Here is a 22113-nt window from a genome sequence, read left to right on the forward strand (position 1 = left end):
CATAGCCCACCATCTCCCCCGACCTACACCCGGTTTACACAATCATTCTAAACTATATATTCATCCACATAGTCCACCATCTCTTCCGACCTGCACCCGATTTACGCAATCGCCCTAAACTATATATTCATCCACATAGCCCACCATCTCTCCCCGACCTGCACCCGGTTTACGCAATCGCCCTAAACTATATATTCATCCACATAGTCCCCCATCTCTCCCCGACCTGCACCCGGTTTACGCAATCGCCCTAAACTATATATTCATCCACATAGTCCACCATCTCTTCCGACCTACACCCGGTTTACGCAATCGCCCTAAACTATATATTCATCCACATAGCCCACCATCTCTCCCCGACCTGCACCCGGTTTACGCAATCGCCCTAAACTGCATATTCATCTCATCAATAAACTCCAATATCTTATCCCTCCCCATCTTCTTCACCGTACTCGTCACAAAATTCGCCGGCAAAAACTCCCAACTCTCCCTCAACTTATTCAAAAATGCCTTCACATTCTTACTCGTCTCCGCCTGCGTACTCTTATCCGCCTTCGTAAATACCAGGTTAAAAGGAATCTGCCACTCCCCCAACTGATTCACAAAATCCAGATCCAGCTGCTGCGGCGTATGCCTGCTATCAATCAACACAAATACATTCACCAGATTCTGCCGCTTCCTTAAATAATTCTCAATCATCTTCTCCCAACTTCTCCGCTGAGACTGACTCACCTTTGCAAAACCATATCCCGGCAAATCCACCAGATACCAATCCTTATTAATCACAAAATGATTAATCAACTGCGTCTTCCCTGGCGTTCCGGAAGTCTTTGCTAACTTCTCATTGTTCGCTAACATATTGATCAATGAGGACTTACCCACATTTGACCTGCCAATAAAAGCATACTCCGGCAGATTCGGAGTAGGGCACTTATCCCACTCAACATTACTAATCAGGTATTCTGCAGACTTTATAATCATAATCTCTTTTTTCAAAAAAAATAAAAAATGGCCCCGTACATGACTTTTAGCATTTTACTTATCAACAAGAACACCCTAACTTTGCGGGCTATGTCAGACAAGAAAGTAGTACCGTTTGCCGCGTCAAAATTAAGCAAGAAGGAACAAATAGCGACAATGTTCAATGATATTGCCCATCGCTATGACTTTTTAAACCACTTTATGTCCCTCGGGATCGATATCATGTGGCGTAAAAAAGCCCTCAGACTGCTGAAATCACTCCAACCCAAAAAGATGCTGGACGTGGCTACCGGTACCGGCGACTTCGCCATCATGGCCAACAAAATGCTGAATCCTGACACCATTACCGGTATAGATATCTCCGAAGGTATGCTCTCTTTCGGTCGGGAAAAAATCAATAATCTGGGCCTCTCTGACAAAATTACCCTGCAGCTGGGAGATAGCGAAACAATAAGTTTTCCTGATAATACGTTTGATGCAATAACGGTTGCATACGGTGTTCGCAACTTCGAAAATCTGGAAAAAGGACTGGCGGAAATGTTGCGTGTATTAAAGCCGGGCGGAAAATTGGTAATATTAGAATTCTCTAATCCAACAGTTTTTCCTATTAAACAATTATATAATTTGTATTTTCGCTATATTACACCCCTGATCGGAAAATGGATTGCAAAGAGTGAGGCAGCATATAGCTACCTTCCCGAATCTGTGAAAGCGTTCCCACAAGGTCAGGAAATGTGTAATATTTTAACTAATACCGGCTTTCAAGCAGTGACATGCAAAAAACTCACATTCGGCATCAGCTCTATTTATTGCGCTTCCCGCTAGTACTGATACTGGCTATCCTATGGAATACAAGGGGCGCACACGCGCAAACCGTACTGAATATGGAAGAACATGATGCCAAACCCTATTACTTTGGTATCACACTCGCGGCCAACAACTCTAATTTCAAACTCCTCCACGATGCTGTTTTTCTGCATCAGGACTCTATCATGGTAGTAGAGCCCCTCAAGTCCTTTGGATTCAACCTCGGGCTGCTGGGCAACGTACGCCTGAGCGAATATTTTGACCTTCGCCTTAATCCGCAATTGTCATTCGCCTCGAAAAACTTATACTACAGAGAAAATTTCCCTACCAGGGAGACCACTAAAAATATCGAATCCATCCTCCTGCAATTCCCTTTACAGGTTAAGTTCAAATCCGACCGTATCGATAATATGCGCGTATACGTGATCGCTGGTCTGAAATACGATTATGACCTGGCTTCCAATGCCCGTGCACGTCGCGCAGAGGATCTTGTAAAAATCAAAGCGGGTGACTATGGCTATGAAGCCGGCGCTGGTTTTGAATTTTATTTCCCCAGCTTTATCTTCTCACCAGAGTTTAAAATCAGTAATGGTTTGTCAAATATGCAGGTGAAAGATAAAAACCTCCGTTACTCCAACGTGATTCAATCCCTGAAGTCCAGAATGATCGTGTTCTCTATCCATCTGGAAGGTTAATAAATGACACCCGTAAGTGAAAGGCAACCACCTATCACTACCTCTGGTGGCTTTTCTTCCCAAACATGGAATGATAACAAACCTCCTTTCCTGACAGGTTAACAAACCTTTCTTTGCACTATATTTGCGGCATGCAGACATATATCATCCGCAATATATCCGTAGTAAACGAAGGCAGTACCACTGTCCAGGACGTCCTCATCAGCAATGGCCGTATAGAAAAAATCGCTCCGCAGATCACCGTCAGCGGACAATACATTGAAATCAACGGCGAAGGCAAACACCTCCTCCCCGGTGTTATCGATGACCAGGTGCACTTCCGCGAACCCGGCCTTACCCACAAAGCTACTATCTACACGGAATCCCGTGCAGCTGTAGCCGGCGGTACCACCAGCTTTATGGAAATGCCTAACACCATTCCCGCCGCCCTCACCCAGGAACTGCTGGAAGACAAATACACCATCGGTGCCAACCATTCCCTGGCCAACTACTCCTTCTTCATGGGCGTATCCAACGACAACGCTGATGAAGTACTGAAAACAAACGAAAAGAAAGACCGTATCTGCGGCGTGAAAATATTCATGGGGTCCTCTACCGGCAATATGCTGGTGGATAACTTCATCACCCTCGAACGCATCTTTGGTGGTAGCGAAGTACTCATAGCCACCCACTGCGAAGATGAAAAGATTATCAAAACCAATCTCGAAAAATACAAACAGGAAGTAGGTCCGGAAAACCTCACCGCCGCTTACCACCCCCTGATCCGTAACGAAGAAGGTTGTTTCGAGTCCTCATTGGTAGCTATCCAGTTTGCTAAAAAACACAATTCCCGTCTGCACATCCTGCACATCTCTACAGAGAAGGAATTACAGTTGTTCAGCAATATGCTGCCACTGGCAGAAAAACGTATTACCGCTGAGGTATGTGTACATCACCTGTACTTCACTGCAGATGATTACGCCCGCTACGGCAATCTTATTAAATGTAACCCTGCTATCAAAGCAGCACACAATAAACATGGCCTCTGGCAAGGTTTGCTCGACGACCGTCTGGACATCATTGCCACCGACCACGCTCCTCACACCTGGGAAGAGAAACAACAACCTTACTTACAGGCGCCATCCGGCGTTCCTCTGGTTCAGCACAGTCTGCTGATGATGCTGGAACATGTATCCAAAGGCAATATCACCCTTGAGAAAGTGGTAGAGAAAATGGCGCATGCGCCCGCTATCTGTTTCCAGATAAAAGAAAGAGGTTTCCTGCGTGAAGGATACTTTGCGGACTGTGTGATCGTAGACCTGCAACAGGCCACCATGGTGGAAAAGAACAACCTCCATTACAAATGTGGATGGTCTCCGCTCGAAGAACATACATTCCCTGCAGCCGTGACACATACATTTGTAAGTGGTCATTTGGCATATGAGAATGGTAAATTTAATGAGAGTGAGAAAGGGCAACGTTTGTTGTTCAACAGATAATAAGGGTTACTTTTCAACTGATAACTTAGAACACTGTTCAATAGATAACAAAGAACACCATTCTTCAGGTAACAAAAGGCGCTAGTCTAAAGATCAAATTGGCCGCTGTTCTACAAATAACCAAGGAAGCCATTCCACAACTCATAATGGCTTCCGTTCTACAAATAACAACGGCCTTTACCAATATATTCACCCATCCTCCAAAAAGGATGGGTGTTTTTTTATCCCCTCTTTATGGAATTCTTCACATTGCTCATCTGTAAATAAAGCGACATATTTCCGTATATTCACCTAAAAGCCTGTGCAATGGAATTAGACAAAACGACCTATTACGACCTATCAATATTTAACAGAGAAGAGGAATTTTCTTTGTTTCATAAACTGGACTTTACAACAACAACAGGCGGCAGACATTACCTCAGGCAGATATATGCAAATCCGCTGAAAGATATACCTGCCTTAGCGCAAAGACATAAAGCATTACAATACCTAATCCAGGAAGAAGATCGCTGGCCGGTAGATATCACCAACGGTACGATCGTCGTGATGGAAAATTACCTCGAGGCGCAGATAGAACCTATCAGCAATCCGGAAGGCCTCTCCCTCGTAGTAAGTGCAGTGATGACTAAGATGATCTACAATTCAGATTACGGGTTCATCCAATTCTCCTTCACACAGTTGCTCAACCTGCTCAAAGGATTCCGCTCATTAGTCAGCATATACAATACAGAACATACACCCCGCGATCTAAAACAAATTTTAGACAGGGCGCATCATCTACTATACCAAAAGGAATTCAACGACATCATCGCTGCAGATGCATCCGGACCAGCATCATTCATGCAGATCCTGCGACATGATCATTACATTCGCAAAAAACATCGTAAGACGATCCAGGAGTTATTAGATTTATACAGCAGACTGGATGCATTATATGCAATGGCAAAAGCAATTCGTCATTTCAATTTACAGTTCCCTACATTTGAAGATACGCCCCATCCGTTCGTAGAGATCAAAGATCTCTATCATCCGATCCTGCCTAAGCCGGTATCTTACAATGTATCGATCACACCACAATCACACTTCATGTTCCTCACCGGCGCGAACATGGCGGGAAAGACGACATTCATCAAAGCAGTAGGTGTAGCGGTATTCCTTGCTCATATAGGCATGGGCGTACCTGCGAAAGAAATGAAGTGTAGTTTCTTCAATGGTATCTTTAGTAATATCCAGGTGCAGGATAATATCTTTAAAGGAGAATCATTCTTTTTTAATGAAGTACAACGTATCAAAAATACAATCATCAAAATAAATGATGGAAAAAAATGGTTAGTACTGATTGATGAAATGTTCAAAGGTACGAATGTGGAAGATGCAAAGAATTGTTCTCTTGCAGTGATCAATGGGTTGTTGAAAAGTACGAACTGCCTGTTCATCTTATCCACGCACCTGTATGAGATTGCAGAGGAGTTGAAAGATGCTGCTAATATACGATTCAAGTATTTTGAAGCAGATGTGATAGATGATAATTTATACTTTACATACCAATTGAAAGATGGTATAGCGAAAGAAAAAATTGGTTACTTAATATTAAAACGTGAGAAGGTATTGGATTTATTAAATGAAATAAAATAATAGATATCCATCACAGGAAAATAATCCGAAAATTCACAGCAAATAATCTATAAAATTTACAAAATCTTTCCCAAAGAAAAATCTCACCTGCCAAAAGTAGATGAGATTTTTTCGTTATATTCAATAACAAACTCTTTCATCCATGATTGTTAAAACCTATGGCAGTGCGCTGCAAAGCGTCAGTGCCATCTCCATTGTTATAGAAGTGAATGTCTCACCCAAAGGCACCCGTTTTTCCATCGTAGGTTTACCAGGCAGCTCAGTCAAAGAAAGTGAAGACCGTATAGAATCTGCCATTCAAAATATCGGGTACATATTTCCCCGCTTCAGAACCATTGTAAACATGGCGCCTGCGAATATTCGCAAAGAAGGTGCTGCATATGATCTACCAATAGCCATTGGTTTATTAGCCGCATCAGAACAAATCAAAACTGATAACTTAAATCACTATACACTCATGGGAGAGCTCTCTTTAGACGGAACCTTACTTCCAATAAAAGGGGCCCTTCCCATAGCCGTACAAGCAAAAAAAGACGGTTTCAAAGGAATCATACTCCCCCTTCAAAACGCCAAAGAAGCCTCAATGGTAGACGGCATCAAAGTTTACGGCGCTGTCGACCTGAAAGAAGTCATTGACTTCTACAACAATCCTAAAACCTTACGCCCCACGAATTCCGATGTCTTCAACATCTTCTCCCAACAAAATTCCAACGACCTTGACTTCAATGAAGTCAAAGGTCAATACATGGTGAAACGCGGCCTCGAAATAGCCGCCGCCGGTGGACACAACGTTTTACTCATCGGCCCTCCCGGTGCTGGCAAAACAATGCTGGCAAAACGATTTCCTGGCATTCTCCCTCCCATGACCCTTCCCGAAGCTTTAGAAACCACTAAGATCTATTCAGTAGCTGGCAAACTCGATTGCTCTTTAATCACCAAACGTCCCTTCCGCTCACCACATCACACGATCAGTGACACCGCCTTAGTAGGTGGGGGTGTCACACCGCAACCAGGTGAAATATCCTTAGCCCACAATGGTGTATTATTCCTCGATGAATTACCTGAATTCAAACGCGCGGTTTTAGAAGTAATGCGTCAACCCATAGAAGAAAGAAGAGTCACCATATCAAGAGCCACCTATACTGTCGACTTCCCTGCCGGTTTCATGCTCATTGCGAGTATGAATCCATGTCCCTGTGGTTATTTTAATCATCCTGACAGATCCTGCTCCTGCCCGGCAGGCGCCGTCCAACGCTATATGCGGAAAATCTCCGGTCCACTCATGGACAGAATAGATTTACATATAGAAGTGACACCTGTATCTCACCAGGAATTAACAGCCTTATCCACATCCGAATCCAGTAATAAAATAAGAGAAAGAGTGATCGCCGCCAGGAACATTCAAAAACAGCGATTCTATAGACATAAAGGAATTTACAACAATGCACAAATGCATCCATCCTTATTAAAAAAGGTATCTCAACTGGATACCCAATGTGCTGATCTGCTCAAAAAAGCGATGCAAACGCTGAACCTTTCGGCCCGCGCTTACGACCGCATACTCAAAGTATCGCGCACTATCGCCGACCTGGCTCACAGTGAACATATTCAATCCGATCACATTGCAGAGGCGATACAATTCAGGTCTCTTGACAGAGAGAATTATTGGATGTAAACAAAACAAAAAAAATTAGTCCCTGAATCGGGAACAAACCGTATAGCTACTGTTCAACCAATGAAAAAGCTTCACCTATTTCATGTTCCATCAGCGTGCCCGATCTATACGATGCCTTATATTCTTCGATCATATTTTTTTCTTCCTGTTTTGTTAAACCTGGCTTTCCAAACCTACCCGTTTTAGGATAGAATCCAAGGATAGTAATTGTTCCTTTTGTTTTATCAACATAATAATACAAACGGTATCCATTACTTTTTCCTTTTGCATTATTTGAATTATCTAGTCTGGACTTTATATATCTAAAGCCAATACCCTGATATAGAATTTGAGGTTGATCAAATATTTCTTCGATTGATTTATCCTTAAAAAAAGAACACAAATCACTACAGCAATTGCTGTAACTATCGTTTTTCTGATAACGATCTATATCATTTCTAACAGTGGAAATTGTATAAAAAGTAGGCAATGCCAGTTGGGATTAATCGTGGAACAATGAATTGTAGTCAGTAGAGATATTTGCTTTATAACGTGATAAATCGTTAGCCATTTCCAATAGCTCTCTCACTTCATCATTAAATGAAATCAATTGAGTAGTCAGCTCATGACTTAATCCCAAATTTTCAATTAATGAGTTAATACTCTTTGCCAAACCGAAAACCGGGAAAATCTTAGCTAAAAGATTCTTAGCTTTTTCAGGCGTATAATTATTGAAGTTTCTTTCGATATCATCAACAACATTTCTGATAAGCATTGTACCTTTAGATAATCCTTCTCTGGTATCTAAAATTAAATCTAAATGTTCATCAGAACCTTTGGTAATGGACCTCTCTGTATTTTCAATAGAGGAGACCGTAATCTCAATCATTTTAATATCATCTTCACATGTAGGATATGACATATAATAAATTTAAGAGGTAACAACAAAATAAAATTACTTCACCTATTTCAAATATACCAATAGATGTGAAAGGTTCAAAATTCCCTTAATCACTTCAAATAATTGATTCCTAAATAAGAAATTTCCCCTGTATCATTTATCAACTTATATTTTTCTATTTTCTATTGCAATGTTCAATTATTAAACATTAATAATTACGTTCGTAAAAAAACGACTCATAATAACACTCAAAAAATTTCTCGTTTCTTTGAATGATTTTAGATGTATAAAGTGATTTAAGTTATCCAGTCTCTAATGTGCAGCTCTTAATATTGCTTTCTTATAAGACCTTTGGCACCGCAAAGGTCTCACCGGCTTGTGGAAACAGCCGGTATTTTTTATATTTAGGTAATCAATCCTGAATGTTTATCATGAATTACCTGAATTTCTTTCCCGGTTTGCTGCAATTTAACCTCAACGACCCAAAACTGTGGGAGGGGATAAAGATCACTGACTGGATCAGCGCCATGGGCGTGATAATCGGGGTGCCTGTAGCTATTGTTAGTATCTTTAAGCTGTTCCAAAAGAATAAGGAGCATGAGCAGCAAATCGCGTCTTTTACTTCCATGGTAATATCGCTTGATAAACAGGCTGCCGAATTGTTGGAACAAAATAAGCTGTTGCGGCAGGATCTGCAACTCCGGGAGAACATCGCCAAAGCCAGCGTAAAGCCTGAGTTATTCCTGGTTGAAGAGGAGAGTTATCTCAACAAAGAAGGAGTTAGGATTTTCGTGCGTAATTCCGGACAGCAGGCTTATTTTGAAGGCTTCGATCAGCTGGTGAACTTTGGTAACTTTGAATGGCGAGGCCAGCCCAATTTACATGAACCTATTCGCCAAGGCGAGGAATGCCGCTTCTTTGCCGCTTACCTTCCATTGGAACAGAAACTGAAACCGCATAGTGACGATCTGGAACAGTATGACCTAATTAAACTTACCGCACCTGTGCCCGAGGATTTGATCAGCGTTCGCCTGAACTTTAGAGACAGCTTAGGATACCGTCATGCCTATCGTATCTACCGCCATACGCAAGCTGTAAATAGCATGGCCAATCTGAAAATGCATCCTGTATCATCCTGAATAGCTAACCTGCCATAAAGTGTATTACTTGGTAAAATCCATGATAAGGTTTACCCTTTTCAATACACAGGATATAAGTTCGGTTATTTTTGTCTCTCACCTCCAATCGAGTAAAATCATTTTTATCCATTATCCGATTCTTATATTCCTCATGCAAAGCAAATGACACGTTAGCAATATCATTATGAAAAATGATTTCATTTGATGAAGTGACAATCTTCTTATTTGTCAACAATACCCACTCATCATCATTTTTATAATAGATTAATAATCCTTTTTCGTCCTCGGCTAAAGAAGATAGTATATGTTTATATGGGGAGCTATTACTTTCATCTATAACTTTTGTGAATAGTCCCTCTCCTCCTTTCCTTTTAAATATTGATATCAATATTCCTGAATTATCATTCATTTCCAGCATTTTATTGTGTAATTTTTTGCAAATGAATAGCAAATCGTGCCCCCTGATTTCAAAATGAGATATAGCAACCAATATAAGATATACTTTCAGTTGGATCTTGGGATTTGAGATATAAACTTCGCATTTAATAGCATTTCTACCGGCACATGCTGACATTAATTTTTTATATGCGATCTAGTTCAAAAAATAACAAAGATAAAATCTGGCGCAGTCTGCCATTAGGTTTATGGGTTCTTTTCTCATAGTGGGATGTAAAATCTACAATTTACGTACCTCCATAAATTCAATCATCTCAAGTTTAACTATTTCCCAATGCCTACCTTTTAGGCAAATAGGCTCAAAATCTTCATCAGCTTGTGAGAAATCAATCAAACTTGGAAAGATCAGGTAATTGATTAGCAGATCGTTTTCGCTTTTCTTCTTGAATATCATAATAAACCTGCAAGATCATAAAATATCCTTCCTCTATATTTAGTGCATGCTCAATTTTTAATGCAAGCCATATATTCATATTTCTTTTCCCTTTGGTAATCGCACCAAGGGTTTGAGGATACTCGTTAATAAATTGAGCAAATTCCCTTTTTGTAAGGTTTCTTTTTCGAAGTTCCCTTTCCAAAACAATGCCCGGGTGTATTCCCTTCAATATGGATAGCTGTTCTTGCATACTGAAAAAATAAACAAATTTGTTTACTTCCACAAACAACACTTGAATCACATAATATTAAAAACCAATTCATTACAAAATAAACAATTTATATTATAACTTAAACCCCATGGAAAATCAACGCCACTCCTGCCAGTAGATTAACCGAACAAAGACTTCAACTCAGCCTACCATGAAATCATCCAAAACACCTATCCCTTGCTTTTCTCCACATCATTACCTTCAGTCACCTTCCCACACACCAGAAATCCCCCCCTATTATCCCAAAACATGATCCCTATACCATCCACAAATTAACCCTCCTCCAACAAATCAACCAAACAAACTCCTGCCCAACCATCTCCTCCATCCATCCTCATTATTAAGTGTTCTACCGACATTTATGCCCCTCCCATTCACTCCCCACCCCCTAAAATCATTTTTTTTCAAAAAAAATGCAGAATTTAAATATTCTCATTATCTTCAAACTGAATTCCATAGTTATAAGGAGATATACCGAACAGTAAAACAACCAATCAAACAGTGGACGATGCGGGGGTAAATGCCTGAGCAAGCCGCAAATTAAGGAAGTGGTGTAATAAATAACTCTGTAGAATTCCAGGTTAGGAGAGACGAATTCCTATAATCATTTATCAACAAAAAATGTGAACTGAAACTGGCCCGTATCTCGCGATACCATCCAGCATGGCTTCCTATACTCACGTATGTGGCCAAACCAAAACTAAAACGCGCGCACAAAACAACTATTTATAAACCTAAATACGGAAAAACTATGAAGCTGCCTGCTATTCGCAGAAATTGCAATCGATTGCAGTTTAGACCAGGAACCACGATAAGAATGATGTCATTCTTATTGCTGACTGCCGGGATTCAGATCCAAGCCAGCGCATCTCCCCTCCGGATCACTCCCGGAAGCACCAATACCAATGCAAGGTTTGGCCCCCCAGTTAAAGGTAAGGTGACCTCAGCTACCGGTGAAGCTATGATCGGCGTAAACGTTATGGTAAAAGCTACCAAAAAAGGAACTTCCACAAACGAAAAAGGGGAATTCACTATCAACGCTTCACCGGACGATATCCTCGTTATTACCTATATCGGATACGAAACCCAGGAAGTCAAAGTAGGAAACAATACTACTCTCAATATTGTTCTCTCTTCTGGCGCTACCCAACTAAACGATGTCGCCATCGTTGGTTATGGTAAACAAAAAAGACAGGCTCTCACCAGTGCCATCACCTCCGTTAAACCAGGAGACCTCAATAGAGGCGCTATTACGGACCTCGGACAACTCCTGCAGGGTAAAGTCCCAGGCCTCAACATTACCGCCAGCGGTGACCCTAATAAGCCCGCTGCCGTTATCCTCCGTGGTGCCTCCACCCTCAACTCATCTCAGACTCCTTTCTATGTAATTGATGGTGTTCCCGGTATGGATATCTCCCTCATCGCTCCCGATGATATCGCCAACATCGAAGTACTGAAAGATGCCGCCGCTACCGCTATCTACGGTAACAGAGCTTCCGCAGGCGTGATCATCGTAACCACCCGCAAAGGTAAATCCGGTAACCTCCAGGTAAGCTACAATACCTATGTAGGTGCTGAAAAAATATCTAAAAACCTGGACGTGATGAGCGCCGATGAACTCCGCGCTTTCCTCACTAAAAATAATTCCGGCTTCTCCCCTAACGATGACCTGGGCGCCCATACCAACTGGCAGAAAGAAATCGAAAGAGAAACCGCCGTGTCTCAAAATCATAACATCGCTTTCAGCGGCGGTACTGAACATAGCAATTATATCGCTACTCTCAATTATGCCAACAAAGAAGGTATTATCAAGAAAACCTCTCTGGAACGTATGATCGCCAGATTGGCCGTTGAACAATATGCGCTAAACGATAATGTGAAATTCGGACTCAATATATCCAACTCTATCAGCAATGCGAAGGACGTTCCTTACAGAAACACCATCCTCCTGCAATCTGCTATCTATCTGCCCGTTTCTCCCGTGAAAAACACTGACGGCACCTACTTCGAAAACTTCCAGTATAGCAACTACTTCAATCCCGTTGCTATGCTGAACAACAGCAACCTGGAAACAAAGAACAATAACTTCTCTGCCAACTTTACCACCAACGTAAAGCTGCCATGGGGATTCACATATGACCTCAGCGTGTCTTACATGAACGTATCCGCTCTCTCCGGTCAATACCTCTCCAAGTACTACACCAATGAATATAATGGTATGTACAACAACCCCGATCCAGGCACCTCCGGTCACACGCAACAAACCTTCGGTACCAACGGTCAGGCTACCAGATCTTCTTATACCAACACATATAAAATCCTGGAAAGCTTCCTCTCCTGGAACAGGCACTTCGGCGGCCATAACATCAACGCCGTTGCTGGTTACTCCTGGCAGAGCAACATCATCGGCGATGGCTTCTCTACTACCACTTACAACTTCGCCGTTGATAACACAGGTTTCAGAAACCTTGCACTGAGCAACCCTTACGCCTACTCCACCCAGATCAACCTCGGCTCCGATGGGGTATACCAGGAAACTAAACTGATCTCTGACTTCGCTCGTGTGAACTACGATTACAAAGAAAAATATTTATTACAAGCCTCTATCCGTCACGATGGTAGCTCCGTATTCGGTGCCAACAACAGGTGGGGTTACTTCCCTTCTGTAGGTATCGGCTGGCGCATCGCACAGGAATCTTTCATGAAAGATCAACACCTGTTTGATGACCTGAAATTAAGAGCCAGCTATGGTGTAACCGGTAACTCAAGTGGTTTCAGCGCATTCACTGCTCAATATATCATCGGTAGTAACGGTTCCTTCTATTATGATGGCCAGTCATTGGCGGCATACGGCCCTACACAGGCTCAAAACGCTGACCTGAAATGGGAAAAAACTGCCACTACCAACATCGGCCTGGACTTCGCTATCCTGAAAAGCAGATTGACAGGTTCACTCGAAGTGTATAACAAAAACACCACCGGCATGATCTATTCTTATAGCGTAAATCCTGCCCTGGTACCAACCGGTTCGATCGTTGCAAACGGTGGTAGCATGAATAACAAGGGTATTGAATTGAGCCTGAACGGTGTGATCATTGATCAGAAAGACTTCGGCTGGACCTCTACCCTGAACCTCGCTTCCAACAAAAATGAGGTGACCAGCCTGAACAACCCACTGTTCTCCGGAGGTGACTCAATTGCTGTAGCTTATCCTGAAGGTGCTTCTCAATCAGGTGCAAGTTTGCAATTGCTGAAAACAGGTAAACCACTGGGGCAGTTTTTTACCTTCCAATATGCAGGCAAAAACACCAGCGGAATCTCTCAATACCTCAAAAGAGATGGAACCACTACTATCTCACCTGCTAACGGTACTGACTACCACTACCTGGGCAGCGCACAGCCTAAACTGATCTACGGATGGTCCAATACCTTCAGGTACAAACACTGGGACCTGAACGTATTCGTGAGAGGTGTGTATGGCAACAAAATTTTCAATGCTACCAGGGCTGACCTGTTCCGCCCTGCCACTGCTCAATATGCGAACATCCTGGCAGATGCAAAAGATGAATCTGCAAGCGATATCAACTCTTACAGATACTCTTCCCGCTACATCGAATCAGGTAGCTACCTGCGATTCGATAACGCAACACTGGCTTATACTTTCGGAAATGTCAATCCTGCTATCAAAAAACTGAGATTGTACGTTTCCTGCAACAACCTCTTCGTCATTACTAAATATAAAGGGGTAGATCCTGAAGTGAATCAGGGAGGCATCGCACCTGGCGTAGATTATAACAACTTCTACCCAAAAACACGCACCTTCCTCATCGGCGCAAACCTGTCCCTCTAATATTTATCATTTTAACAAACGAGAAGTATGAAACGCTCAATCATAAAATATTTACTTTCTTCAGCGCTGGTGACAGCAAGCTTTGCTTGTCATAAGCTAGAAGTACCAGTGACTACTGAACTCACTACTGATACCTACCCACAGGATTCTGCTTCCTTCATCACCGCATCCGGTCCCGTGTATGTAGTACTGAGAGGTAACTACGGCGTTGAATGGCAAATGCAGAACTCTTTAAGTACAGACGAAACCATCATGCCCGCCCGTGGCGGTAACTGGTACGATGGTGGACAAAACGTGCAAATGCACTACCACACCTGGACCAGGGATAATGGTTATGTAAATGGTAACTGGACCTGGCTCTCTACTATCATCGGTGTATCTAACCAGACACTCGACATCCTCGGCACCACCGAAACAGATGGCGCTACTAAAAGCAGGCATCTTGCCGAAATAAAAATGATCCGTGCCCTGGCTTATTTCTGGATGATGGACAACTACGGACGTGTACCACTGGATACTGTAGCTGGTGACTATACGCCGCATGAAAATGTAGATCGCTCCGTTACTTTCAACTGGATTGAAAAAGAAATCACCAGTGCACTGCCTTACCTGAGCAGGGCAACCGGTACCTCTACCTACGGCAGAGCAAACAAATTCATGGCGTTTTCCCTGCTGGCAAAATTGTACCTGAATGCTGAATACTACACCGGCACTCAACGTTACAACGATGCAATCATTGCCTGCGACAGTGTTATTAACGCTAACCTGTACTCCCTGGCCAGCAGCGGTAGCTACCTGGATATGTTCAAATACAATAACGGTCCTGCTACCCCTGAATTCATCTTCGCTATTCCATACGATCCTAACTTCAGCAATGGCTCATGGCCGTTCAGAGGCGTAAATATTCACAGCCGTTACGATGTGCCCCGCTCTATGGGTAACGTAGCTGCAGGCGCCGGTTACAACTACTTCAGCATTCCATTCGTACCAGGTGCTCCCAGAAGTACCATACCTTCCTACTATGCCTACTTTTATGATGACAATGATGTACGTAACGGTCAATGGCTGCATGGTAAACAATACAAACAGGATGGTACACCTATCACCATCACCACTACTTATGCAGGTTATGATGCAATCACCTATGCAGGTAACACCGCTTCTTACACCTATCAGCTGGACCTGACTCCTGATGTGGTGCTGAGACAAAGTACTGACCTGTTCGATTGTGGTAATGACGAAGTAGCCTGGAACATGGGTTATCGTAACATCAAGTTCTATCCTGATGCAACATCTGCAAACCGTAACCAGAACAACGACATTCCTGTATTCAGATATGCCGACATCCTGATGATGAAAGCTGAAGCAATTCAACGTGGTGGTAGCGCTACCAACGGTGCTTCTGCACTGAGCCTGGTCAACCAGGTAAGAGCACAACGTACTACCAGCGCAGCCTGGACGAATATCACACTGGATTCTATCTATAATGAAAGAACCAGAGAGTTCGCAATGGAAGCATGGCATAGAAATGACATGATCCGCTTTGGTAAATTTGAAAACAGCTGGGGTTTCAAAACAGATGCTGATGTGAATCACCGTATCTTCCCGATCCCTACTAATGCCATTAAGTTGAATCCGAACCTGACACAGAATCCGGGTTATTAATAAAAGTTTAATAAAGGATAGCTGACACCTTTAGCTAACTGAATGAAAAAAGGGGCTGTCTCAAAACTTCGAGACAGCCCCTTTTTATTCGGGTACCTGATGGAGCGTTTTTTCATACATGAAATTCTCAGCTCCTTCTGGCCACTTATGATACATCTTCATTTTTTCCTGAAACAAATCCAACATTTTGTTTTTATCACCCCACTAATTCTACATTCTTATACTCCTCCATCAGCTTCTTCTGCAATTCCCCCGGCACAGCCGCATACTCTGCAAACACCGCTTTCACCCTCGCTTTCCCCTGCGTCACATTTCGCAATGCTGCAAATAACTTATCCAATTCAGCCTGCGGCGTGCGCGCTTTAATAATCTGGTATCCATTCTCAGAATCCATCCCTGTAATCAAACTTCGCCTGCTCTGCAACTCTCCCATCACATCGCCCGCCATATCATCCGGCGCAGTCGTCTCCACATCATACACCGGTTCTAATAGTAACGGTGCCGCCTGATGAAAAGCATCTTTAAACGCCATCATCCCCGCAATCTTAAATGAAATATCATTACTATCCACAGGATGCATTTTACCATCATATACACTCACCCTGATGTCCCGCACATAAGAGCCTGTCAAAGGTCCCTCATTCATCTTCTCCATAATCCCCTTCATAATAGAAGGTAAAAACCGTGTATCGATGGCGCCACCTACAATACAATTATTGAATACCAGCTTACCACCCCAGTTTAATTCTACCGTCTCCGTATCACGTACCGGATGTTCTTTAAACGGAGGCATACCATCATAGTAAGGTTCTATTTTTATATACACTTCTGCAAACTGCCCCGAACCACCCGATTGTTTTTTATGCCTGTAAGTGGACTGTGCAGCCTGTCTGATCGTTTCCCTGTATGGTATTTTCGCAGGAATAAAATCGATCGGCATTTTATAAATATGTTCCAGTCGCCATTTGGTCAATGCTAAATGTAATTCACCCTGCCCATGCAAAATCACCTGTTTCAATTCACGGTTATATTCAATTTCCAAAGTAGGATCTTCCATATGAATTTCTGCCAGCACTTCGCTCAGTTTTTCATCATCCCCCTTATTCACAGGCTCGATTGCTACCCGCACATTGGGTGTAGGAAAATGAATCGCTTCCACCTGCACACTCCCCTTCTCTCCCAATGTATGATTAGTCAAAGTATTTTTCAGTTTCAAAGTACAGCCGATATCTCCTGTACGCAGTACCTCCACATTATTGCGGTTCCTGCCGTCAGCTATAAATAACTGATTCAACCGCTCTGCAGTATTCCCCTTCTCATTGTACAACTCAGCTCCCGCCTTCACTTCCCCCGACAACACTTTAAAAAACGATAACTTTCCAATATGCGGTTCCAGCAAAGTTTTGAATACAAACAACACCGGAGGGCCTGCCGGATCACAGGCAATCGTTTCACCTTTTTCGCCTTTTTCTGGAGGCATATCCACCGCTGATGGCGCAACATTGTCAATAAATCCCATCAGCCTTCCACTCCCCATATCATTCAAAGCAGATAAACAAAACAATGGAAACACATCGTGTTTCAACATCCCGATTTTCAATCCCTGCCGCAGTTCATCTTCATCGAGATTTCCTTTTTCAAAATAATGCTCCATGAGGGTATCGTCATTTTCGGCGGCTTTTTCTACGAGTTCATTGTGTAGCTTTTCCGCCTGCTCCTTTTCACTCTCAGGAATCGGTAGTTTTTCAGGCTTACCGCCTTTTTCCGGGAATTTATACATCGTCATTTTCAACAGGTCGATCACACTGTTAAATCCAGGTCCCTGGTTCACAGGGTATTGCATCACCGTAACTGCGTTTCCTAATACCCGCTTTGCAGCTTCGACAGTGCGGGAAAAATTTGCCAGTTCTGCATCGAGCTGATTCACAGCCACGATAGTCGGTTTGCGGTACTTATCCACATAGTCCCAAATCAGTTCGGTACCCACTTCTACGCCGTACTGTGCATTCAGCAGGAGGAGTGCGGTATCACAGATGCGGATGGATGCAATTACTTCCCCGATAAAGTCTTCCAATCCCGGGGTATCAATAATATTGATCTTGTAATCACGCCACTCTGTGTGCATACAGGTGGCGTATACCGAGCTACCCCTGTCATGCTCTATTTCATGGTAATCGGAGACCGTGTTCCCCTCTTCGACCCTGCCTCGTCGGGGAATGATGCCGGCCTCGAATAACATGGTTTCGCAAAGTGTGGTCTTGCCGCTTTTCGCTGCTCCTAATAGAACAATGTTCCTGATGTGTTTCTCATCATAGGTCTTCATAACAATTTGATTAAGAGAAAATTGTGAAGTAAACGTGGAAAGCCGTTTTGGTGAATAGTGGCCGTAGCGGCGCTGCTGCCGAAGCGTTGCTGTTGATTTATAACCTTTTATAAGCTATATAAATCCCTCTCTGAGTATTAAGGTACTCAATTTTTATGACCTGTAGCATAGTCAAAGATGTTGCAACATTTATAATATCGTATATTTGCGATCTAGACTGTTCTTTGCATCATGAAATTGTTTTTACATTATCTGAAAAGATATAAATGGTTAATCGGATTGGCTTTACTATTGGCGACCATTAACCAGGTTTTTTCCCTGCTTGATCCATACATTTTTGGAAAGCTGATTGATCGGTTCGCGAATCACCCAAACACGACTGCTAAAGGAATGCCACGTGGGCAGGGTGATTATATCAGGGGTGTTATTCTGCTACTACTTGCATCTATGGGTGTCGCTATGGTCTCGCGCATTGCCAAGGCCTTCCAGGATTACTTCACAAATGTGATTATCCAGAAATTTGGCGCCAGTGTTTACACCGACGGACTGAAGCATTCCCTCCGCCTGCCATACCAGCAATTTGAAGACCAGCGTAGTGGCGAAACCCTCGCTGTATTACAGAAAGTACGTACGGATAGCGAAAAGTTCATCACTGCCTTTGTGAATGTACTCTTCGTAGCCCTGGTAGGTGTTATTTTCGTGATGGTGTATGCTTACACTGTAAACAAAAGCCTGGTATTCGTATATACCGGTGGTTGTTTGCTCCTGTCCTGGCTCATGAACGTACTCAGCCGCAAGATCAAGACTATTCAGAAAACGATCGTCAAGGAAACGACCATGCTTGCAGGCGCGACCACAGAGTCCCTGCGTAACATTGAATTGGTAAAAAGCCTTGGGCTTACTAACCAGGAGATCCGTCGTCTCAATTCAACGACCATCCGTATCCTCATGCTGGAACTGAAAAAGGTGCGTAGCATCAGAAGTATCAGTTTTGTACAGGGTACTTTTGTAAACTTCCTGCGCCAGGTGATCCTCTTCCTGCTCCTGTACCTGATTTATGGAGGTTCCGTAACGGTGGGCCAGTTGTTCACCTTACAGCTGTATTCATTCTTCATTTTCGGTCCTTTGCAGGAATTGGGCAATATCATCCTCGCTTACCGGGAGGCACAGGTATCTCTCCTGAATTTCCAGCGTATTTTGGATACCCCGGTAGAAGAAACGCCTTCCAACCCTGTCAGGATCAGCAATATTGAGTCCCTCACATTTGAAAATGTAGGATTCCAGCACCTGACAGCGAGTACCAAAGCCCTCGAACAGATCAATTTCACGGTGAAAACCGGTGAAACGGTGGCATTCGTCGGCCCTTCCGGCTCTGGTAAGACCACGCTGGTGAAATTACTTGTCGGTTTGTACAATCCTGCTGAAGGAAATCTGTACTACAACGGTATTAAAAGCTCCGAGATTGATATTGAAGAATTACGCGCACAGATAGGTTTCGTGACACAGGATACCCAGTTATTCTCAGGTACCATCCGCGAAAACCTCTTATTCGTCAATCCCCGCGCTACAGATGAAGATATGATGCGCGTATTGAAACAGGCAAGTTGCGACACCCTGCTGGCCCGTGGTGATAATGGGCTGGATACCATGATTGGTGAAGGTGGCATGAAAGTATCAGGCGGCGAGAAACAACGTCTCTCTATTGCCCGTGCACTCCTTCGCCATCCGCGTTTGCTGGTATTTGATGAGGCGACTTCTGCGCTGGATTCTATTACTGAAGAGGCGATCTCTAATACTGTAAGAGCAATCACCGCTACCCGTGAGCATATTACGGTGATGATTGCACATAGGTTGTCCACGATTATGCATGCGGACAAGATTTTTGTGCTGGAAAAGGGGAGGATTATTGAGACAGGGAATCATATTGATCTGTTGGCTGAGAAAGGCCTGTATTATGCCATGTGGAGGCAGCAGATCGGGGAAAGATAGTTTTGTCTTTTTTATATTGAAGAGGGGAAGTGAGGTATCACTTTCCCTCTTTGGTTTTGGTAAATATTCTTCTTTTAGTTTTAAATATTCTTCTTCTAATTTTAAAAAAACCAGCTCCTCACTTACGCCGGCTTTCAATAATTTCGTCGCCTTCCCCGTCATCTCCCTATACACCCCATGCACCTTCACCTCCAACTGCCTATACACCCTGCTCGCTATCTTCGACGCCCTTCCCAACCGCGCAGCACTCTGCCGCGTACCCTCAAATGCCGGCAGTGTCATCACCTCTTCAGCCGTCAGGGAACTTTTCATTCTCATGTAATAATTCCCATTTGCTGAATAAAGTGTAATTTCTCCAAAAGTGCCCTGTAAAGGATTGGGATCAAACAATTTAGCCATACTATAAGTTAGGCATTTTCAGCGAACTGAACAAATCATTTCCCGCAGTTTCGCCGCCACGCTGTCGTCGCTTCGCGATCACTCTGCTGCTACTCTGCCGTCGCTTTACCATCACTTTACCGCCGCTCTGCCGTCGCTTCACCATCACTTTACCACCACTCTGCCATCGCTTCACCATCACTTTGCCGCCGCTCTGCCATCGCTTCACCATCATCCTACCGCCACGCAGCCGTCGCTTCACTATCACTTTGCCGCCGCTCTGCCGTCGCTTCACCATCACTTTACCACCACTCTGCCATCGCTTCACCATCACCCTACCGCCACGCTGCCGTCGCTTCACTATCACTTTGCCGCCACTCTGCCGCCGCTTCGCCGTACATACTGCGCACTTTCATGACAATCATGACAAATCACAACTCCGCCGTATCCTCATCATAATACACAAAGAAATACAAATAAATCACCCTGCTTATCCGCATCATCCACGGCTGCAACAACACCAGCAATACCCCATTCACCCCCAGCCACCAAAACACACTATCATCCTGCCACGAAATCCCAATCAACACCCAGTAACAAATCAGCGTAAACACCGAAAACGCTACCCCCAGCGCATAACTCACATACCCGGTCCCAAACCAGAACCCCGTCTCCAACTCATACACCTGCCCACATACCGGACAACGTTCATACATGTTGAATATTTTCTTAAAACTCAAATGATATGGATTCTTATCCTTAAACATATCCCCCCTCCTGCAATGAGGGCACTTCATGGATAACATACTCAGAAAGTAGTTTGGTCTTTGATGGCTCATACCGCAAAATTACAATTATAATTTATATATCCTTTCTTCTTCCAACCAGCCACAAGCCGATTTCCTGCTGGCCTGTATTTTGTGTTACTTTCCTCAAAACAAAATCACCCATTATGCGTCCATCAAATCTGCTCATCATCCTTTCAATGGCCCTGCTCTCTGCCTGCGCAGCCGCCTCGCAGGAAGCAAGTGCCGATACCACCGCTGTAAACAAGGTCGTTGCCGAATCTACCCCTACTAATGCAGACATCAAAGATTCGACAAGTACTACGCTCAAACCAAAGTCAGGCTCCTATTCTCCTGAATGCTATAAAGCCATCACCGACATCGTCATGAGCTCCAGCTTCAAAACCGAAGCAGCAAAGAAAGAAAATACAAAAGTAAGAATAGACCGGGAAGAAGGCAGCAAAATCTTTCTCCAACTCTTCGCCAGCGAAAAAGACCACGAATCTACTTTAGCATGGCTCAGACTGGATAAGGCAAATGAAAAACTGGAAGATATTACTGTAGATCCGGCAAACCCGGTAGCATTGAGGTATGATACTAATTTAATTAGTGCTTTGAGACAGAGTTGTCCATAAATAACAGGATGATCCGGACAAATGGAAATACCACCAATACCCCTCAAGCAAACAATGCATCAAACAAACAATGTGTACAAAGCCAAAGCTACAAT

19 protein-coding genes are annotated in these 22113 nt (G+C 43.4%); 11 read left to right on the top strand and 8 right to left on the bottom strand.

The window, feature by feature from the left end; all coding sequences use genetic code 11:
* Positions 1-372: 372 nt before the first annotated feature.
* On the bottom strand, positions 373-981 hold the full coding sequence (gene yihA, locus SIO70_RS32280) for a ribosome biogenesis GTP-binding protein YihA/YsxC (RefSeq protein WP_179090955.1): 609 nt from the start codon (positions 979-981) through the stop codon (positions 373-375).
* Positions 982-1071: 90 nt separating this feature from the next.
* On the opposite strand from yihA, the gene ubiE reads away from it, so the two are divergent.
* From ubiE to SIO70_RS32305, 5 genes are all read left to right on the top strand, one after another.
* Positions 1072-1806: a bifunctional demethylmenaquinone methyltransferase/2-methoxy-6-polyprenyl-1,4-benzoquinol methylase UbiE gene (ubiE, locus tag SIO70_RS32285; RefSeq protein WP_320577911.1), complete on the top strand. Its 735-nt coding sequence runs from the start codon at positions 1072-1074 to the stop codon at positions 1804-1806.
* Positions 1807-1865: 59 nt separating this feature from the next.
* Complete coding sequence (locus SIO70_RS32290; RefSeq protein WP_320577912.1) at positions 1866-2483, top strand: outer membrane beta-barrel protein; 618 nt, start codon at positions 1866-1868, stop codon at positions 2481-2483.
* 131 nt (positions 2484-2614) lie between these two features.
* A complete protein-coding gene (locus SIO70_RS32295) occupies positions 2615-3961 on the top strand; it encodes a dihydroorotase (protein ID WP_320577914.1) in 1347 nt (448 codons plus the stop codon).
* A gap of 306 nt (positions 3962-4267) precedes the next feature.
* On the top strand, positions 4268-5596 hold the full coding sequence (locus SIO70_RS32300) for a MutS-related protein (RefSeq protein WP_320577916.1): 1329 nt from the start codon (positions 4268-4270) through the stop codon (positions 5594-5596).
* Between the two features lie 142 nt (positions 5597-5738).
* Entirely contained in the window at positions 5739-7271 is a 1533-nt protein-coding gene (locus SIO70_RS32305; RefSeq protein WP_320577918.1) for a YifB family Mg chelatase-like AAA ATPase, read from the top strand.
* Between the two features lie 46 nt (positions 7272-7317).
* Here SIO70_RS32305 and SIO70_RS32310 read toward each other — a convergent pair whose 3' ends face one another.
* Together SIO70_RS32310 and SIO70_RS32315 are read right to left on the bottom strand one after the other, a co-directional pair.
* Complete coding sequence (locus SIO70_RS32310; protein ID WP_320577920.1) at positions 7318-7740, bottom strand: hypothetical protein; 423 nt, start codon at positions 7738-7740, stop codon at positions 7318-7320.
* A 12-nt stretch (positions 7741-7752) separates the two neighbouring features.
* Positions 7753-8172, bottom strand: a complete 420-nt coding sequence (locus SIO70_RS32315) for a hypothetical protein (RefSeq protein ID WP_320577922.1) — start codon at positions 8170-8172, stop codon at positions 7753-7755.
* Positions 8173-8573: 401 nt separating this feature from the next.
* Here SIO70_RS32315 and SIO70_RS32320 point away from each other — a divergent pair, with 401 nt between their 5' ends.
* Positions 8574-9290 carry a hypothetical protein gene (locus SIO70_RS32320; RefSeq protein WP_320577924.1) on the top strand — a complete coding sequence of 239 codons (717 nt, stop codon included), beginning with the start codon at positions 8574-8576 and terminating at the stop codon, positions 9288-9290.
* Positions 9291-9294: 4 nt separating this feature from the next.
* Here the strand turns inward: SIO70_RS32320 and SIO70_RS32325 are convergent, their stop codons facing one another.
* Together SIO70_RS32325 and SIO70_RS32330 are read right to left on the bottom strand one after the other, a co-directional pair.
* A complete protein-coding gene (locus tag SIO70_RS32325) occupies positions 9295-9864 on the bottom strand; it encodes a hypothetical protein (RefSeq protein ID WP_320577926.1) in 570 nt (189 codons plus the stop codon).
* A gap of 208 nt (positions 9865-10072) precedes the next feature.
* Entirely contained in the window at positions 10073-10372 is a 300-nt protein-coding gene (locus SIO70_RS32330; protein ID WP_320577928.1) for a helix-turn-helix transcriptional regulator, read from the bottom strand.
* An 838-nt stretch (positions 10373-11210) separates the two neighbouring features.
* Between SIO70_RS32330 and SIO70_RS32335 the strand changes: the two genes are divergently transcribed.
* Both SIO70_RS32335 and SIO70_RS32340 read left to right on the top strand, forming a co-directional pair.
* Positions 11211-14243, top strand: coding sequence for a TonB-dependent receptor (locus tag SIO70_RS32335; protein ID WP_320577930.1), 3033 nt, complete (start codon positions 11211-11213; stop codon positions 14241-14243).
* Positions 14244-14270: 27 nt separating this feature from the next.
* Complete coding sequence (locus tag SIO70_RS32340; RefSeq protein WP_320577932.1) at positions 14271-15908, top strand: RagB/SusD family nutrient uptake outer membrane protein; 1638 nt, start codon at positions 14271-14273, stop codon at positions 15906-15908.
* A gap of 196 nt (positions 15909-16104) precedes the next feature.
* On the opposite strand, the gene SIO70_RS32345 is transcribed toward SIO70_RS32340, so the two are convergent.
* A complete protein-coding gene (locus SIO70_RS32345; RefSeq protein ID WP_320577934.1) occupies positions 16105-18231 on the bottom strand; it encodes an elongation factor G in 2127 nt (708 codons plus the stop codon).
* 231 nt (positions 18232-18462) lie between these two features.
* Here SIO70_RS32345 and SIO70_RS32350 point away from each other — a divergent pair, with 231 nt between their 5' ends.
* A complete protein-coding gene (locus tag SIO70_RS32350) occupies positions 18463-20220 on the top strand; it encodes an ABC transporter ATP-binding protein (protein ID WP_320577936.1) in 1758 nt (585 codons plus the stop codon).
* 16 nt (positions 20221-20236) lie between these two features.
* A complete protein-coding gene (locus tag SIO70_RS32355; RefSeq protein WP_320577937.1) occupies positions 20237-20542 on the top strand; it encodes a hypothetical protein in 306 nt (101 codons plus the stop codon).
* A gap of 78 nt (positions 20543-20620) precedes the next feature.
* Here the strand turns inward: SIO70_RS32355 and SIO70_RS32360 are convergent, their stop codons facing one another.
* The gene (locus SIO70_RS32360) at positions 20621-20965 is read right to left on the bottom strand and encodes a hypothetical protein (protein WP_320577939.1); all 345 of its coding nucleotides are present in this window, start codon (positions 20963-20965) and stop codon (positions 20621-20623) included.
* Between the two features lie 64 nt (positions 20966-21029).
* The gene (locus SIO70_RS32365; RefSeq protein WP_320577941.1) at positions 21030-21314 is read right to left on the bottom strand and encodes a hypothetical protein; all 285 of its coding nucleotides are present in this window, start codon (positions 21312-21314) and stop codon (positions 21030-21032) included.
* Positions 21315-21550: 236 nt separating this feature from the next.
* Between SIO70_RS32365 and SIO70_RS32370 the strand changes: the two genes are divergently transcribed.
* A complete protein-coding gene (locus SIO70_RS32370; RefSeq protein ID WP_320577942.1) occupies positions 21551-22018 on the top strand; it encodes a hypothetical protein in 468 nt (155 codons plus the stop codon).
* Positions 22019-22113: the final 95 nt, after the last annotated feature.

The sequence above is a fragment of the Chitinophaga sancti genome, from assembly GCF_034087045.1.
Classification (GTDB): Bacteria; Bacteroidota; Bacteroidia; order Chitinophagales; family Chitinophagaceae; genus Chitinophaga; species Chitinophaga sancti_B.

Excerpts from the sequence above, each read along its gene's own strand:
- yihA (WP_179090955.1), bottom strand. The coding sequence starts at position 981 with ATGATTATAAAGTCTGCAGAATACCTGATTAGTAATGTTGAGTGGGAT.
- ubiE (WP_320577911.1), top strand. The coding sequence starts at position 1,072 with ATGTCAGACAAGAAAGTAGTACCGTTTGCCGCGTCAAAATTAAGCAAG.
- SIO70_RS32290 (WP_320577912.1), top strand. The coding sequence starts at position 1,866 with ATGGAAGAACATGATGCCAAACCCTATTACTTTGGTATCACACTCGCG.
- SIO70_RS32295 (WP_320577914.1), top strand. The coding sequence starts at position 2,615 with ATGCAGACATATATCATCCGCAATATATCCGTAGTAAACGAAGGCAGT.
- SIO70_RS32300 (WP_320577916.1), top strand. The coding sequence starts at position 4,268 with ATGGAATTAGACAAAACGACCTATTACGACCTATCAATATTTAACAGA.
- SIO70_RS32305 (WP_320577918.1), top strand. The coding sequence starts at position 5,739 with ATGATTGTTAAAACCTATGGCAGTGCGCTGCAAAGCGTCAGTGCCATC.
- SIO70_RS32315 (WP_320577922.1), bottom strand. The coding sequence starts at position 8,172 with ATGTCATATCCTACATGTGAAGATGATATTAAAATGATTGAGATTACG.
- SIO70_RS32320 (WP_320577924.1), top strand. The coding sequence starts at position 8,574 with ATGTTTATCATGAATTACCTGAATTTCTTTCCCGGTTTGCTGCAATTT.
- SIO70_RS32325 (WP_320577926.1), bottom strand. The coding sequence starts at position 9,864 with ATGTCAGCATGTGCCGGTAGAAATGCTATTAAATGCGAAGTTTATATC.
- SIO70_RS32330 (WP_320577928.1), bottom strand. The coding sequence starts at position 10,372 with ATGCAAGAACAGCTATCCATATTGAAGGGAATACACCCGGGCATTGTT.
- SIO70_RS32335 (WP_320577930.1), top strand. The coding sequence starts at position 11,211 with ATGATGTCATTCTTATTGCTGACTGCCGGGATTCAGATCCAAGCCAGC.
- SIO70_RS32340 (WP_320577932.1), top strand. The coding sequence starts at position 14,271 with ATGAAACGCTCAATCATAAAATATTTACTTTCTTCAGCGCTGGTGACA.
- SIO70_RS32345 (WP_320577934.1), bottom strand. The coding sequence starts at position 18,231 with ATGAAGACCTATGATGAGAAACACATCAGGAACATTGTTCTATTAGGA.
- SIO70_RS32350 (WP_320577936.1), top strand. The coding sequence starts at position 18,463 with ATGAAATTGTTTTTACATTATCTGAAAAGATATAAATGGTTAATCGGA.
- SIO70_RS32365 (WP_320577941.1), bottom strand. The coding sequence starts at position 21,314 with ATGTATGAACGTTGTCCGGTATGTGGGCAGGTGTATGAGTTGGAGACG.
- SIO70_RS32370 (WP_320577942.1), top strand. The coding sequence starts at position 21,551 with ATGCGTCCATCAAATCTGCTCATCATCCTTTCAATGGCCCTGCTCTCT.